Source organism: Colwellia sp. M166 (genome assembly GCF_024585285.1).
In the GTDB taxonomy this organism is placed as follows: domain Bacteria; phylum Pseudomonadota; class Gammaproteobacteria; order Enterobacterales; family Alteromonadaceae; genus Cognaticolwellia.
Genome location: NZ_CP040755.1, coordinates 2,176,039 through 2,191,372, shown reverse-complemented (window position 1 = coordinate 2,191,372; position 15,334 = coordinate 2,176,039). Strand labels below are relative to the sequence as shown.

The following is a 15,334-nucleotide window of genomic DNA, read 5'->3' as shown; positions in this document are numbered from 1 at the left end:
AAAGACAAAATATCAAATGTTGAAAAATAATCTTAAAAGCCGCTTTTTAGCGGCTTTTTTAGTTTTATTAGAAAATTAATGTTGAAAAGTTTAAAATATTCACTATATTACTTTATAACAAATATAAATGTTTATTAGTGGGTGTTCATGAAAGTTGCTGTAAAGAAATTTAAAAGTGGAGAGCGCTACGCCTTTTTATTAGGAGAAGATGGCGTTCCCGATTTTTGGGTCACTCATTTTGTTACGCAAAAACTGCGAATGACTAAAGCTGCAACATCAATTGAGCAATACCTGAAAGACATTAAACATTTGAAACGCTGGGAGGAGATTAACGGTAGGGATCTGCTTGAGGAAATATATAACGGTAAAGTACCTAACCTTGATGATATTAATAAACTTAAAGAGCACTGCTCATATCAGGCTAAAGTGGTTAAAGATAAACCAGCAAGTAACGTGGTCGATATGGGAAAGTTTTATTTATCAAAATCACAAGACAAACCGACTATTGGTAAATCTCAATATATATCCCGTATAGCTCACATTGCAGAGTTTCTTCACTTTATAGGGCAAGAAAGAGTCAAGTATAAGCCAGCAGCCGCAGAACTTTTTGAGGCGCTGGATAAGATGAAAACTCGACTTAAGAGTGGTAAGCCAAAAGGAAAATCGAAGAAAGTTTCCTTAGATAAGTCTGGTATTCCAGATGATGTATTTGATGACTTTGTTGAGGTAGCTAAGCCTGATTCACATTACAACCCGTTTAAAAACCCAGTTATCAAGTTTAGAAACTATCTCATTGTTCAAGTTTTGTATGAAACAGGATTTAGATGTGCTGAGTTATTAGCGCTTCGAATTAGCGATATTGGAACAGATATTGACAATCCAACATTGTCAGTTGTTAGAAGACATGACAGTAAGGATGATCCTAGGGTAAAAGAGCCAACAGCAAAGACCCTCGGCAGAGCGGTTTCTATTACAAAAGAGCTTAGAGACTTACTAAACACTTATATCAAGATTCATCGTGCTGATACAAAAGTAGCGAAAACACACCCATTTATTTTTGTTTCTCACAAAGATAAGGAGGGACATTACCAGTCTGGACAACCGCTCATTCAACAAACAATTAACGATATATTTAAAAGCATTAAAGGTGTGAACCCTGAGCGTTTCTGGGCTATTACACCTCATTCTTATAGACATTATTTTAATGATCAACTGTCAGATCAGGTTGATGAGGAAAGAAGGGCTGTCAGGCAAGAAGTAAAACGATTGGAACAGGCGGGGCTGCATCAAGCTGCAAAGCAATATGCAGACGAAAATAAGATTACAAAGCAGCGAGAGCTGGAGATAAGAGCCGAATTAAATGGACATTCATCTCTTAAATCAGGTGAGATTTATCTCAAGCGAACTGCAAGAAAACAGGCGCAAAGGATACGCCAAAGAATGCAATCGCGGATGAAGCACAAAACAGACGGGGACTATCATGGTAGCTAAAGCAAAAAAATTACACGGCTCAAAAAGCGCTAGAACAAAGTCGGATAAGCGATACAGTAAAGCTAACTATGAATTTGATGTGTATGACGATCTTTGGCAATTAGATGCAAATAAGTCGTTGAATTTTGAGTTGCTCGCTTCGCTAAATTTAGATCCTAAGTTCGAAAGTAATTTTCGGTTAGCATTAGCTGATTATGCATGTGAATTTTCATCTTCTTATACAGATAATCTGTTTCGATATTGTCGGTGGTTCTTCGCTGTTGGCGTTACGGGCAAAATAAATGAAGAACATGTAATAAATTACAAGGCAACACTAACCAAAAGCACAGAGTATAAGCTGGGTTACATTCGTGCATTCTTATTAGACTGGCACGACAAGGAAATCAAAGGAGTTGATAAAAAAACGGTTGAGTTGCTTAACTCACTTAAACTGTCTGGCAATGAAAAAGGAAAAGCCGTAGCTTTAGGTTGCCCTTTCAGCGGTGCCTATTCATTTGAAGAACAAACAGCATTTATAAACTGGTACGTTGATGCCTTTACTGAAAGGCTGATCTCGTTGATTGATTACGCCTTTATCATGGCACTACAACAAACGGGTGCTCGTCCTGTGCAACTCACGTATCTCTACTATAGAGATTTAATAACAAGGGTTGAAGAAGGTGTTGAACACTTTGATTTACAGCTTCCAAATGCCAAAAAACGTGATGAGCATTTTAGAGGCTCTTTTCAAATCAAGAAGGATTCTGGTGAAGATTTAATGCTAGTGCTAAAAACACAGGCAAATCAATCCATCAATGCTGTTGAAACACAATTCGATATTAAATTGACATCTAGACAAAAGAACCAAATTCCTATTTTCCTCAATACACGAGAAATGTCTAAACTCGCTAGTTTTGATGAATTTGAACAGCTACAACAAAAAACGCCTGACTTATTATGTTTACGAACAAAAATTGGAAATCCATCAGTTGATGAAATAATCAGGCGCTTGTCTCGACTTTGCCCTTTAAAAACAACACGGATTAAGTTAGATGATGGGTTTGGTGACCTGCATATCAATCCAAGGAGATTCCGCTATACCCATGCGACCAATATGGCAATGCTAGGTGCAAGTGACTATGCAATAGCCGAAGAACTAGGCCAGTCAGATACCCAGCAAGTCAAAGTTTATACAGAGTTCAACGAAGAAATGGCTGACAGAATTGATGAAGCGCTTGCAGCGGATCTTACGCCATTGGCGCAAGCATTTTCAGGAACTTTGATAGATGGTGAAAAAGACGCAATTCGAGCTAATGATCCTCGCAGTCGAATCAACAACAACGATGGCAATCCTGTCGGAAGCTGTGGAAAGTTTGGCTTTTGTGCTAATGGCACAATTCATTGTTACACCTGCAATAAATTCCAACCTTGGTTAAATGCACCTCATACAGAAGTTCTGAAAAGTGTCATTACTGAGCGTGATCGTAAGCGTAAGATGGGTGCAAGTGAGTTTGTATTGCAAGGTCATAATCGCAGTATTGATGCAATCAAAGTCGTTATTCAAAAGTGTCATGTTAGAAAGCAAGAGCTGGAAAAAGAAGGAGCGTTAAATGTCTGATGTATTGGTATTTACACCGAAGCATAAACTTGATTTCCAGAAAAACTACGCGGAGTTCATAGCATTTGCAAAAAACGATTTAACGCTTTTTGAGGATGTTGACTTTGAAAGCCCTAGCGGAATTCAAAAGGGATGGGAATGTGATAAGTGGTCTTGGAATACAGCAAGAGGAAAGAAATTAACCATCGTATTTGGTAACAGCGAAAATCATTCGAAATATACACCATTTAAGCAGCCATTTGCTGACTTTGCCAAAGCCTATGTACGATACCAACAGTCGCTCAATCACAAAGACTCAGTTATGTGGGCCTCTTCATTGGTATGGCTTCACAATGCATTAGAAGAAAATGCGACTCAAAATGGTAGAGTAGCCATTGATATTATGTACCTCAATAACACGGTAATTAATCGTGTGGAAGAGCAGATTAAGAACAGCGGATTGAGTGCTGGAGGCAAGCGCAATATTGGCCTGTCATTTGAAAAAATATTGAAGTTTATTAAGGACAAGCGATTCAAACTAGATTTACAAGAGTGGTCAAATCCTTTCCCTCGTCCATCCGATTCCAGAATTAAACTTGATGAAGACAGTCGTAAAGAAGAAGTGGAGAAATGTCCTTCTGACTATCAAATGCTTCAAGTGGCGGATGCCTTTCATAAAGCTAAAACACCTCGTCAAAAATACTTCACCAGTCTATGTGTAATGTTGATGTGTCAGCCAAGCAGAAATACAGAACTTAATGGTTTAACAATAAACTCACTACAAAGAAGTGAAAAGGGACGTTTATATCTAATGTGGCACCCCGCAAAAGGAGGAGACCCAGTTAAAAAGTGGGTGCCTAAACTACTAGAGGATGTCGTACAGCAGGCATTTGACAGACTCATTGATATTTCTGCTCCCGCTAGAGCTGCGGCGAAATTTGCTTTTGAAAATCCCAACATTTTTATGACGCATGAAGAGTGCATTACACTTACTGATTTCCCGCATGACAAACCGTTAACATATAATCAATTTGCAAAAGCAATGTGCTTAAAGACTGGTCTGGATTCAAACGGAACACAGATGAGTTGGACGCATAATGGTTCACTAAAATGGTTACGTAACTTAATAAGCCAAATCAATCATGTGGCAGATTGGAAGAAGGATTTATTGAATGGGTGTAAAGTTTCGCAGGATAACGAAATACTGACTAAACACACTCATAACCCTACTGGGATTAGTATAAAATTCCCTAGTTATAGAGATCTTCGCTCTGTTGTTGACCAAAAATATAAAACAAAAGACTTTCCCAATTATGGTGATGTGAAGCTTTGGGATTGCATTACCTTAGTTCGCGAGAATGAGTTTCACAAAGAGTTTGATGTTAAGCCGTTTTCTTGGGTAATGGTCGGTCATGGAGCTGTGAGTGATGCTATGGGGTCAGATCGCCCTTCAGGAGAAGAAACAATCGAGTCAATCTTTGATGAATTGGCAATCACAGACGAAGATGGCACGCGGTTACAATTGAATACACACCAACCTCGGCATTGGTTGAATACTAAGTTGAAACTGGCTGGTGAAGAAGATTGGCTGATTGCCAAGTGGTCAGGTCGAGCGGATATAGAACAAAATAAAGCTTACGATGGTAGAACTCAAGAGCAAAAGTCACGGTTAACCAAGCGTATAGGCCATGTTGCAAATGGTGAAGGTGTTATGACGGTTGCTCAAGCTAATCAGTTTTTATCGCCATACACATCAGAGTCGCCACCTCCTGCAATCGTGTTGCATGATTTAGGCTTACCAGTCTCTCTCAAGTCACTTGGGATTAATCGCTCAGGTGTCGCTCAGTTCACAGGGTTAGGTTATTGTGTCCACAATTATGCAGAAAGTCCGTGTGTTAAAAATGGCGATTGTGCGGTCTGTAGCGACCATGAATGCCTTAAGGGGCTGCCAAACACTCTAGAAGAGCTTAAAAACCTTGAAAAGCTTAATAAGGAGCAATTAGAGGATGCAATCGTTAAAGCAGGAGACAAAGTTTTCGGTGCTGATCGTTGGGTAACTGCCTCAGGCTTTAGGTTATCAAAGATTAAAACCATTATTGCTATGATGGAAGATCCAAACAGACCTGATGGCACACCTATCAGAATTCCTGACGAATTAGACCCTTCCCCTGTTAAACGGTCACTTAATATTGATGAGCAAAATGTTATACCAATCTTCGACCTTACTGCCTTGGCATTATCTGGTATGGAGGAGTGATAATGGCTTTTGTAACAGATAATAAAGAAACGATTCTAGCGATCATTGATGGTTGGAGCGGTAAGCTTACATATGATCTTCTTTCTGAAAGGCTTCAATCAGAATTGGGCTTAAAACGTCCCCCATCAAGGCACACTTACACAAAGCATGATGAAATCAAACATGCATTTGGCTTAAAGAAAGAAGAGCTTAGAAACAAGAAATCAATTGCTATTGAAGAGGCTAAATCGATATTCGATAGCTCTGATAAATTAAGCCAGCTTTTGGAAAATTTGGACAATGATGATGCAACCATTGCTGAACTTATAAAGCGAGTTGAAAAGCTTGAAAACGAGAACGAAAGGCTTTCTTCAGAGAACAATAGGTTAAGTACCCATAATGACATGTTGCTTGAAAGGTTTGCTAGGTGGCAGCATAATCTTCAGAAGATGGATGGTGTTGATTTGAATAAGCTTGCTGCAACTATTGATAGTGGGTTACCAGCAAAGAATCGAAGTTAATTTTAGCTACATTAACTTACTCCGTTTGTAACAGTACATCAGTTCAGATTAGATAGCGTTCTAATTCAATCAAACTAGCATTGTATTCTTTTAAGAAATAGCTTTTGACTGTTTAAATGAGTTCGCAATCGAATTTCCATCACGAGCTGAAGATGTTGATGAAAATTTAAATGTGTTTGAATTTAAAAACTCAGGATTAGATCCACGTATTTGATATGTTTTTAAAAAGTTATTGGATACCATGATGTTTTTGCATATTCTCATGCATCGCGATCACCTAATACCATCTAAGCCGATCACTTAATACTATCCATCGCGATCACTCAATACCATCGATGCAGATCACTTTTTGGTCAAAATGGTATTGAGTGATCGGCTTGAATGGTATCGTTCAATTTATACTCATTTTTGTCTATCCAGTAGGTGTTTCTAACCGTTATTCTTTTCATTTTTGATGATGAGAATAACCATGCCAACGGCACCTATTTCAATGCGTAAACTTAAAGAGATTTTAAGACTAAAATACGACTGTAAACTCAGTCATCGAAAGATAGCAAACAGCTTATCTATTTCACCTTCAATTGTTTCTAAATATGCCTGTAAATCAGCAGAGTTAGGTATCACTTGCTGGCCGCTTGATGAAAAATGGGATGATCATTCTCTGCAACGAGCATTCTTCAAAACAAAGCCCCGACTAAAAGGCTTTAGTATTCCTGACTGGTTGTTAGTTCAGCAGGAGCTGCGACCCAAAACCATGACGCTATTGCTGCTTTGGCAAGAATACAAAGAGCGACACGAGGAAGGATTTTACAGTTACACCCACTTCTGCCGACAGTACAAGGCATGGCTTAAATGTCAAAAACCGTCCATGCGACAAAACCATAAAGCAGGTGAAAAACTGTTTGTTGATTACTGCGGCCCAACTATGAATATTGTTGATGCTAGTACAGGTGAATACCGTACAGCTCAAGTGTTTGTCGCAGTTATGGGCGCATCTAATTATACGTATGCGGAGGCAACGTATAGCCAAAAGCTAGAAGATTGGGTGATGAGTCATGCTCGCTGTTTTGAGTTTCTTGGTGGTGTGCCAGAGCTGGTAATCCCTGACAACTTAAAAAGTGCGGTAACTAAACCTTGTCGATATGAGCCTGATTTAAATCCAACCTACCAACAATTGGCGACACATTATGATACGGTCATTGTGCCTGCTAGACCTTATAAGCCCAAGGATAAAGCCAAAGCAGAAGTGGGTGTGCAAATTGTCGAACGCTGGATAATGGCACGGCTTCGCAATGAAAGCTTCTTTAGCTTGCGCCAATTAAACCTAAAGATACAAAAACTGCTTGTCGACTTAAACCAGCGGAAAATGAAGAAGCACCCTGGTTCAAGGCTCAGTCAGTTTGAATCCATTGATAAACCTGCTCTCAAACCACTACCCACACAGGCTTACAGTTACACCTTAGTCAAACAAGTAAGCGTGCATATTGATTATCATGTCGAAGTTGAAAAACACTACTACTCAGTACCTCATACCTTGATCAAACAAAAGCTTGAAGCCCATGCCACAGGTCAACTGGTGACACTTTACCATCAGGGTGTTCAAGTAGCCGTTCACCCAAGATCACACCGAGAAGGTGCACACACCACGCTTGATCTACATATGCCAATAGCTCATCAAAAGCAGCAGCAATGGTCACCACAACGGTTCGAACGTTGGGCAGCTAAGTTCGGTGGTTCAACGGAGCAGTTTGTTATGCAATTGATGCAAGCTAAAAAGCATCCAGAGCAAAGCTACCGTGCTTGTATGGGGTTATTAAGCCTAGGTAAGAAGTTTACTGACCAACGTCTTGAAGCAGCCTGTCATCGCGCATTAGCCACAGGTGTTACTCGCGTAAAACAAGTAAAAAACATTTTAGAAAAGGGCTTGGATAAGCAACCCTTGCCACAAGCTCAAGGTGATTTACTACAAGATATTGATCATAAAAATATCCGCGGCAACAACTATTACCATTAATCAAAACTAACAAACCAAAGGAAATCTTATGCAAAATATCAATCAACAAGTCAATAACCAGTTAAGTAACTTAAAGCTAAGCGGTATACGTGATGCACTATTGCAGCAATATGAGCAACCCAATCTCTACGTTGAACAAAGCTTCGAAGAGCGACTAAGCTTATTGCTTGACCATGAAATAACTCAGCGTGATCAGCGTAAAATTGACCGCCTAACTCGACAAGCAAAGTTCAGAGTTGGCGGTACGCTTGCTCAACTCAACTATGGCGCAGCACGACAACTAGATAAAACTCAGATCCGTTCATTAGCACAAGGTGAATGGCTACGCCTTCACCAAAACATTTTGATCACGGGAGCAACGGGGTGTGGCAAAACTTACCTCGCTTGTGCTCTTGGTCAAAACCACTGCCAACAAGGGAGTAGCGTTTATTATTTTAGGCTTAAAGAGCTATTAGAAAAGATGTTCTTAGCGCAAGCCGATGGTAGTTATCGAAAACTGATCAACAAGCTTAGCTCTGCCAATTTACTGATCCTAGATGATTGGGGATTAGAGCCATTAACAGCTCAACAACGCAGTGATTTACTGGAATTAATTGATGCGAGATATGACACAAAATCGACCTTAATTGCCAGCCAATTACCGATAGAAAATTGGTATGAAATGATCGGAGAATCGACACATGCTGATGCGATCCTAGATCGGCTTGTTCACGGAGCAATAAAGTTGGAATTAAAAGGCGAATCGATGCGAAAAAAACTAAATTCCTTGACTGATGGCGATCACTCAAGTTAGATTTTACTAAGGTCTACTGGCAGACAAAAAAGTGATCGGCTTGAATAGTATTGACCGATCGGCTTCATGATATTACGCAGTTTTACTAATGTTGGAAATGAATTGAAATGTTCCAATGTTATTAATTAATAGAGTAAATAATATTACTAACAATTAAGGAGTGTGATGTGGATAGTCAAGGTAGAACTGGCGTAGACAATATTATGGATATGTCAGATGAAGAGTTAAAAGCCTTTGTAAAGGGACGTCTGAATCAATTTGATGGTGTAAAAAGTACTAAGCTTCGATTTGATATGAGTGGTTATGAGAGCAACAAAGGTGCATGTACGGTGCATAATATAAATGTATTAAACCTTTTTGCTGATTTAGGGGTTTATGACTACACAGAATACTTATTCTTGGATTTTTATAAGGGTTGCGGAACAATATATTTTAAATACTGGGGTGATAATAAAAACCATGAGGTGGAAGTTAGCGGTTACACAACTTCTGGTATTATTTTAAAAATAGTTCAGTTGACAGTGTTATCAGGCAGAAATACGAGACGCCGTAGTTAGACCAATAAGTGGGGACGTTGGAGCTTTAATGCTTTTCGGGTAGTGTTTAGAAATCTGTGTCATTTCAATATTATTAAGAAAACAGGAGTGACACATAACTCAATCTTTCGACTTCAACAAAGCATTAACTGAACTTCAAGCTGGTAAAGGTCTTACTGGCGAACAAACAACTCACTGAAGCGGCTCTTAAAGCCGAATTGAGCAGCACCTAGCATCTGAGACTCAAGTTAACCGTAAAAATGGTTCAACCAAAAAAACAGTTAAGTCATCTATAGGTCAATTCGAACTTGAAACGCCCAGAGACCGCTCAGGCACGTTTGAACCTCAACTAGTTAAAAAGAACCAAACCAAATTAACGCCCGAAATTGATGAAAAAATCCTACCTATGTTTGCTTTAGGTATGAGCTATCGAGATATTCGAGGCCACCATCACTGCCGTGACAGACCAGCTGATTCGAGTCTTGGCGTCGTAAGTGGGGCAATCTGTCGGTTTACTTCAAGTATCCAGATTATGTGCGTAAAGCTATTTATACCACGAATGCGATTGAAGCTGTACATCGTCAGTTTAGGCGACTCACCAAGATTAAGGGAGCATTCCCTAATGAAAACAGCTTGATGAAATTATTGTATGCAGGTATATTGAATGCTTAGAAATGGACAATGCCAATCCATAATTGGAATCTGACATTGTCGCAATTGGCCATCCACTTCGAAGGTAGGTTAGATGGTGTGCTAGATATTTAGCAATTTAGGCTGACACAGAATTCTGAACGTCCTCCATGAAACTAATCGTTAGTACTGCATCATACTTCATCTTCAAATAACAAGTATCCCAAAAACTTCGCTGATTCTTCATGAATAGTATGGGTTATATCTGACGCCTCTTTCTCTATTTTTAACAAACGTTCGTCAAGAGAAGCGGCTTGAAGCCCTTGGTAACCATTGTGCGGGTCCATACACGATGCAATTGCTTTATGACTTAGAAAGTTTCGTTCGTCTTTAAACTTGTTGAGACGTTTAATAAGTGTTCCATTGTCGGAAAACTTCTTAAATTCAGTAATCAGTCTCTCTAGAGAATGGTTTTGAAAATCGTCGCCTGACATTCCACAAAACATTCGATTGCCCAAACGCTTATTTATGAGAGCGACAGCATTAGACAAGTAGAGCTTCAACTCCATTTCTATCATCTGACATCCTGACAATGCTCTCGAAACCTTGAGAAAAAACTCATCTTTCTCCATATACCCTCTGCATAGCGAACATTTTATTACTTATACGATACACAGTTATTGCATAATCGCTCTGTTACTACCCTCTGAATATCCATATTGAATTTAGAAAGTATTCACCTATATACGTAAGTGTTCGAATAATAAACATCAGTTGATTTCCTGACTATTAAAGAAGCTTATTCAATCGGAAATACTGAAAGCAAATTTTAAAAAAAGGTAAAGCACCGTAACCCACTGGTTTCAGAATACTGTTTACTGCAACTTTTGACATTGGCGGCTTTGCTAAGTAACTACCTGACATACGGTTCAAACCTTTGTTGCATTTCTTGGAGGTTATCCCTTATTTCTGCCTTTTTGGCTTCGATAGCAGAATTAATCACACTCCAGCTACCAACAAAGATAATACCTATAAGAATACCTGCTATCAAACGATTAGTTAGCCCGTAGTGCTTACGTTTGTACAGGTAAACTGGGTAACCAATAATCCAGAGCAAAGAGATAATGAAAAACCACGAAGTAGCACTATAAGTGCCTTTCTTTCGATCCGTTTTCATTCCGACTTTACTTGCTTCCATTGCGGCAACAATTGCTGTGCCTAGTACAGTTGTCAACATTAGAAGCACCATTGTTTCGCTGGGTGACTGGAATAAATTCATGCCAGACACCCAAAACCAAATTAGCATTGTTGTCACTACAGGGATTGCTAGCAGAAAGATACCGTAATCAACAGCTGGTTTTGTGGATGCTTTATCTGTTGCATCTTGTTCAAGATCAGAGCGGCAATGTTTGCATATCCTTGCAACAGCTAATATTTTTTCGCCACAGAATGGACAATTCTTGACTTCATCGGTCATTACTTATTCCTTTATTTTGTTGCCTAACGTCCTAACTAAAACTACCAATCAACTTTAATTGATCTTTGAAAGTTGTTCCACTAAATTCAATTTTAAGTTTAGGGGGATAGCCTATTACTTACAAATACTTGATACATTATTCAAACAATAGCCTCGAAGGAAACCGAGTTTAGCCTTCAAACATCATAATCTATCACTGTCCGCTTGTCGCTCATAGCTGTCTGTCAGATGAAGTCTAAACCTATTCATCGAAACTGTAAGATCAGATATGAGCTACTACATCTAATTCTGTTAACACCAAGCGACTTTGTCGTATCTTAATTACCAAGCAATTCTGTCGTAATTGCTAATTACCAAGGGAAACTGTCGGTCTCTTTTTTACATGTTTGTTAGTGTTCTTGTTTTTGAATACTAGAAGGCATGTTGAGGATGATTGTGATGGATTCTAAAGCTCAACTAACCGTTGATATAATTGCCAAAGTGGTTGAAGGCAGAATAACAATTGCCAATGCTGCTAAGTTACTCAGTAAGTCTAGACGTTCAATAGAACGCTATGTGAAGAGATATCAGAAAGTCGGTATTCAGTTTGTTGTGCATGGTAACAGTGGCAAAGCCCCACCCAACAAAACGCCGGTATCAATAAAAAAAGCGGTTCAAAAATTGATTCAGGAAAAATATTACGATTTGAATCTGTTGCACTTGGCTGAACAATTAGCTACGAATGAGAACATTGTTATTAAGCGTGAAACCCTTCGCGGTTGGGCACATGATATTCATCACGTTAAACGAGCCAAACGAAGACGTAGCAATGTTCGAAAACGCAGAGAGCGTATGGCAGCGCCGGGCTTAATGATGCAGATGGATGGTAGTCCCCATCGTTGGTTTGGCGATAAGAAGCATTGTTTGATTGCGATGATTGATGATGCCACCAGTGAAGTACATGCAGAGTTCTTCCCATCTGAAACCACCGCTGGTTGTATGAAAGTCATGCGAGATTGCATCGAAACTAAGGGCGTGTTTAAAACGCTGTACGTGGATAGAGCGGGTATCTTCGGCGGCCCTAAGCGTTGCAACTTCTCACAAATGCAGCGTGCATGTGAAGAATTGGGTATTGAGATTATCTTCGCCAATTCGCCTCAAGGTAAAGGCCGTGTTGAACGTGCCTTTGATACATTTCAAGACCGCCTTGTACCTGAGCTAAGGCTTAACAATATTAAAGATATAGCCAGTGCTAATGCATACCTGAAACATGTATTCATCCCACAATTCTGGCAGTCTAGAATTCAAGTGAAATCAAAGCAAGCGCCTGAATTTACACCATTATCGAAACACACCAACCTTGATGATATCTGCGTCATTAAAGACCATCGTAAGATCCGCAATGACCACACCTTCAGCTACGGTAACAAGTTCTATTTGATTGATTCACCGCTAAAACATTCCATAGCTAATCAGAAAATTGAGATCCGAAACACCAGCAAGAAAGGCTTCACCGCACACTTCGCAGGGCGGCAACTCAAGGTATCTGAAGTAAATGAGCCAAGTAAGCTTGAATCAGAAGACTTAACAGTACAAAAGAAACTAGAGGTGTTGGCATTAATCGAAAAGCTTGGAAGTATCAGTGCAGCTTCACGACAAAGTGGCGTCTCACGAGACACTATTCACCGACACTTAAGACTGGTTAAGCAAGGCGGTCCTGATGCCTTAAAACGCCAAGAAACTCCCGATATAAGACATAAAAACTGTGTAGATAAAGCCATCGAAGATGCAGTCGTAAAATTCTCCGTTGAGCATCCCCACCTTGGTCAACAGAAAGTGGCCATCAAGCTGACTGAAGCCCTCGGTATTGATATTAGCGCAGGCGGTGTGCGTAGCATGTGGTTAAGAAACAATTTGAATACCACTGCACTGAGAGTTGCAAGGTCGCAAGCGTTGTAAGAATAGGCATAAATCATAGCCAGTTTAACAACTGGCTGATATGCTATTTACGACAAAGTCGCTCGGTAATTAGACCGACACAATCCCTTGGTAATCACACTACTACATCTAATTCAACTACACTTACACCAATATTCCATCAACGATTTGAGAATCCACAGACGTTATGATATCCAGCACTAATGTGGATACAGCTTTCACATCTGCCAAAGTTACTTCGTTGGACTTCCCATCTTTAGTTCTCCCTGCGCGATGAACGATATCGTGCCGAGTAATTTCTGCTACAGCAAGGCGATCGCTTAAATCATCTGAAATTTTAACCAATAAAACAGAGGGAAAGAATGCTTTAATAGTCTTCACATTATGGAAAGACAAATTGTCTAGGCACTCTATAATCTGATTATCAAGTTGCTCCATCCAAAAGAAGACCTCTGTTACTTTTAAGTTTTTCTGGTTTTTCGAAAATGCGTCGAAGTTTTCAACAAATCTTCTCTTAATGGAATCTTTATTAAGCACCTGTCGTTTTGCTATGTCCGCTAAATAAGCTTCAAGTATTGTAACCAGCCCGCTATAAGAGAGACGTTGTAACACATTATTATCTTTAAACGATTCACTAAGCTTAGTTATATCCTGAATTTCAATCTTTGCTCTTTCGGAAAACTTGGTTTGCCCTGCTTGATACTCTGCAAGATCTTCAAAATCGTCAACCCAACCACTGTCAATTAATGGTGATATATCCAGCTCACAAACTGAATTTGGGGTAACAAATTGAAGAATTGCCCATGCATAACTGTATGATGAGAGACAAGGAAAGTGATAGCCTCCGGCAGTGTAATTAGGGTATTCATCGTATTCAGAACACATGAACTTTAGAAGGTTTTGCTCTGCTTTAGTTAACGATGAAAGTAATTTACTAGGTTCATCACAGCTTCCTGTAATCTCATGTTTTTGCATTGATGCTGCTATGGGGATAAGCTTCAACCAGCTATTCAAAGAGCAACTCTTAAGTCCGTCAATGTAGCATGAATATTCTTCACGGTGTTTAGTGGCAAGTGTCTCGGTTAATAGATCTTCCATATCTTTTATCCATAAACCTTTGAACTCGTTAACCTCTAGTTCAACTGATGCCCTATTAACTCCTTGAAGTTCTAATCTGCGTTTGAGCGTTTCGGTGTCTATACGGTAACCAATAAAGTCTCCTTCTCTGACGCGATCAGCATCATTGAAGAGCCACTTATGATACGTATTTTGCCATTCCTCGATGGAATATTTCCCAAAATCAATTCCAGCCCAAGTAGACATCGCGATCGACTCCTTTTAACAACGATTGTTTTTGATTAATAACTCAGTAATCAGAGATGAACTAATTAAGCTAAACCGAGTAGTATGGTTTAAGACTCATGCCTCTAATTAAAGCTATTATGAATCAATAAATAAACAAGTAAATCCCTTAGCTTTGTAGGCTAATGCAAATTCTTATCACTATGTATACAGCATATGAAAAATAAACTACTCACTGTGATTGCAAAATCTACTTTATTCCCTTTATTTACTGCACCATAGAAAAAAGTCAGGATTAGATCCACGCTTTGGTTATGCTTTTAATTCCGATTTTTTTATCATATATCCTCACGCTAACTTCGAGGAGAGGCTTTTGAACACCACTGTAAAAAATTGGTATATTGTTGGTGTCATGGATGGGAGACAATTAATAGGAGAAGTGTTATATGCTACAGTACAACACGATCAAACTTTTCGCTTTTTCGAAGGGGACTACGTGACAACATCGCGGATCGTATCGATGGATATAGGGGCGCAGCAGGTTATTACATCCAGTCACTCACAGTATCAGCTCATTGGAAAAGGAAAAATGGCAATCATCGATTTAGATGATTTTGAATTACTTCGGCACGGCTTTTCGCCAGAGCAAATTCGGACGTTAAACAGCTCATCGCCTCTTTTAGCCCATTAACTTTTGGTATTCTCAATAAAAAGCATATTGATATTAGAGCTGAGAAAGGCGCACCGTCAGAAAATAAACTTAACGCTATTCAAAAGATAATTATTTTTTGGTTCTCAAAGGAGTATGGTGTTAGGACTACGATAAGACACATCGTGGGTG

Annotated in this window: 12 protein-coding genes and 1 pseudogene; 10 read left to right on the top strand and 3 right to left on the bottom strand. The window is 39.4% G+C overall.

The genetic code is table 11. The features are described 5' to 3' along the window. Nucleotides 1–147 precede the first annotated feature (147 nt). From FGD67_RS09975 to FGD67_RS09940, 8 genes and pseudogenes are all read left to right on the top strand, one after another. Complete coding sequence (locus FGD67_RS09975; RefSeq protein ID WP_257174853.1) at nucleotides 148–1,491, top strand: site-specific integrase; 1,344 nt, start codon at nucleotides 148–150, stop codon at nucleotides 1,489–1,491. Continuing rightward, nucleotides 1,481–3,088 (top strand): site-specific integrase, encoded by a 1,608-nt coding sequence (locus FGD67_RS09970; RefSeq protein WP_257174852.1) that lies wholly within the window; start codon nucleotides 1,481–1,483, stop codon nucleotides 3,086–3,088. The genes FGD67_RS09975 and FGD67_RS09970 overlap by 11 nt, the downstream gene beginning before the upstream one ends. Beyond that, the gene (locus FGD67_RS09965) at nucleotides 3,081–5,324 is read left to right on the top strand and encodes a hypothetical protein (RefSeq protein WP_257174851.1); all 2,244 of its coding nucleotides are present in this window, start codon (nucleotides 3,081–3,083) and stop codon (nucleotides 5,322–5,324) included. The genes FGD67_RS09970 and FGD67_RS09965 overlap by 8 nt, the downstream gene beginning before the upstream one ends. A gap of 2 nt (nucleotides 5,325–5,326) precedes the next feature. Beyond that, nucleotides 5,327–5,824 carry a hypothetical protein gene (locus FGD67_RS09960; RefSeq protein ID WP_257174850.1) on the top strand — a complete coding sequence of 166 codons (498 nt, stop codon included), beginning with the start codon at nucleotides 5,327–5,329 and terminating at the stop codon, nucleotides 5,822–5,824. A gap of 469 nt (nucleotides 5,825–6,293) precedes the next feature. After that, nucleotides 6,294–7,838 carry an IS21 family transposase gene (istA, locus tag FGD67_RS09955; RefSeq protein ID WP_257173761.1) on the top strand — a complete coding sequence of 515 codons (1,545 nt, stop codon included), beginning with the start codon at nucleotides 6,294–6,296 and terminating at the stop codon, nucleotides 7,836–7,838. A gap of 28 nt (nucleotides 7,839–7,866) precedes the next feature. Continuing rightward, nucleotides 7,867–8,631, top strand: a complete 765-nt coding sequence (gene istB, locus FGD67_RS09950) for an IS21-like element ISShfr5 family helper ATPase IstB (protein ID WP_257172029.1) — start codon at nucleotides 7,867–7,869, stop codon at nucleotides 8,629–8,631. 167 nt (nucleotides 8,632–8,798) lie between these two features. Continuing rightward, complete coding sequence (locus FGD67_RS09945; protein WP_257174849.1) at nucleotides 8,799–9,188, top strand: hypothetical protein; 390 nt, start codon at nucleotides 8,799–8,801, stop codon at nucleotides 9,186–9,188. Nucleotides 9,189–9,282: 94 nt separating this feature from the next. After that, nucleotides 9,283–9,932: pseudogene (locus FGD67_RS09940) on the top strand (transposase). 59 nt (nucleotides 9,933–9,991) lie between these two features. On the opposite strand, the gene FGD67_RS09935 reads toward FGD67_RS09940, so the two are convergent. Next, entirely contained in the window at nucleotides 9,992–10,429 is a 438-nt protein-coding gene (locus FGD67_RS09935) for a hypothetical protein (RefSeq protein ID WP_182760706.1), read from the bottom strand. A 281-nt stretch (nucleotides 10,430–10,710) separates the two neighbouring features. Beyond that, on the bottom strand, nucleotides 10,711–11,274 hold the full coding sequence (locus FGD67_RS09930; protein ID WP_257174848.1) for a hypothetical protein: 564 nt from the start codon (nucleotides 11,272–11,274) through the stop codon (nucleotides 10,711–10,713). 429 nt (nucleotides 11,275–11,703) lie between these two features. Here FGD67_RS09930 and FGD67_RS09925 point away from each other — a divergent pair, with 429 nt between their 5' ends. Further along, complete coding sequence (locus FGD67_RS09925; RefSeq protein WP_257173546.1) at nucleotides 11,704–13,212, top strand: ISNCY family transposase; 1,509 nt, start codon at nucleotides 11,704–11,706, stop codon at nucleotides 13,210–13,212. A gap of 123 nt (nucleotides 13,213–13,335) precedes the next feature. Here the strand turns inward: FGD67_RS09925 and FGD67_RS09920 are convergent, their stop codons facing one another. Next, nucleotides 13,336–14,514 (bottom strand): HEPN/Toprim-associated domain-containing protein, encoded by a 1,179-nt coding sequence (locus FGD67_RS09920; RefSeq protein WP_257174847.1) that lies wholly within the window; start codon nucleotides 14,512–14,514, stop codon nucleotides 13,336–13,338. Between the two features lie 352 nt (nucleotides 14,515–14,866). On the opposite strand from FGD67_RS09920, the gene FGD67_RS09915 reads away from it, so the two are divergent. Beyond that, a complete protein-coding gene (locus tag FGD67_RS09915) occupies nucleotides 14,867–15,184 on the top strand; it encodes a hypothetical protein (RefSeq protein WP_257174846.1) in 318 nt (105 codons plus the stop codon). The last annotated feature ends 150 nt before the right edge of the window (nucleotides 15,185–15,334 follow it).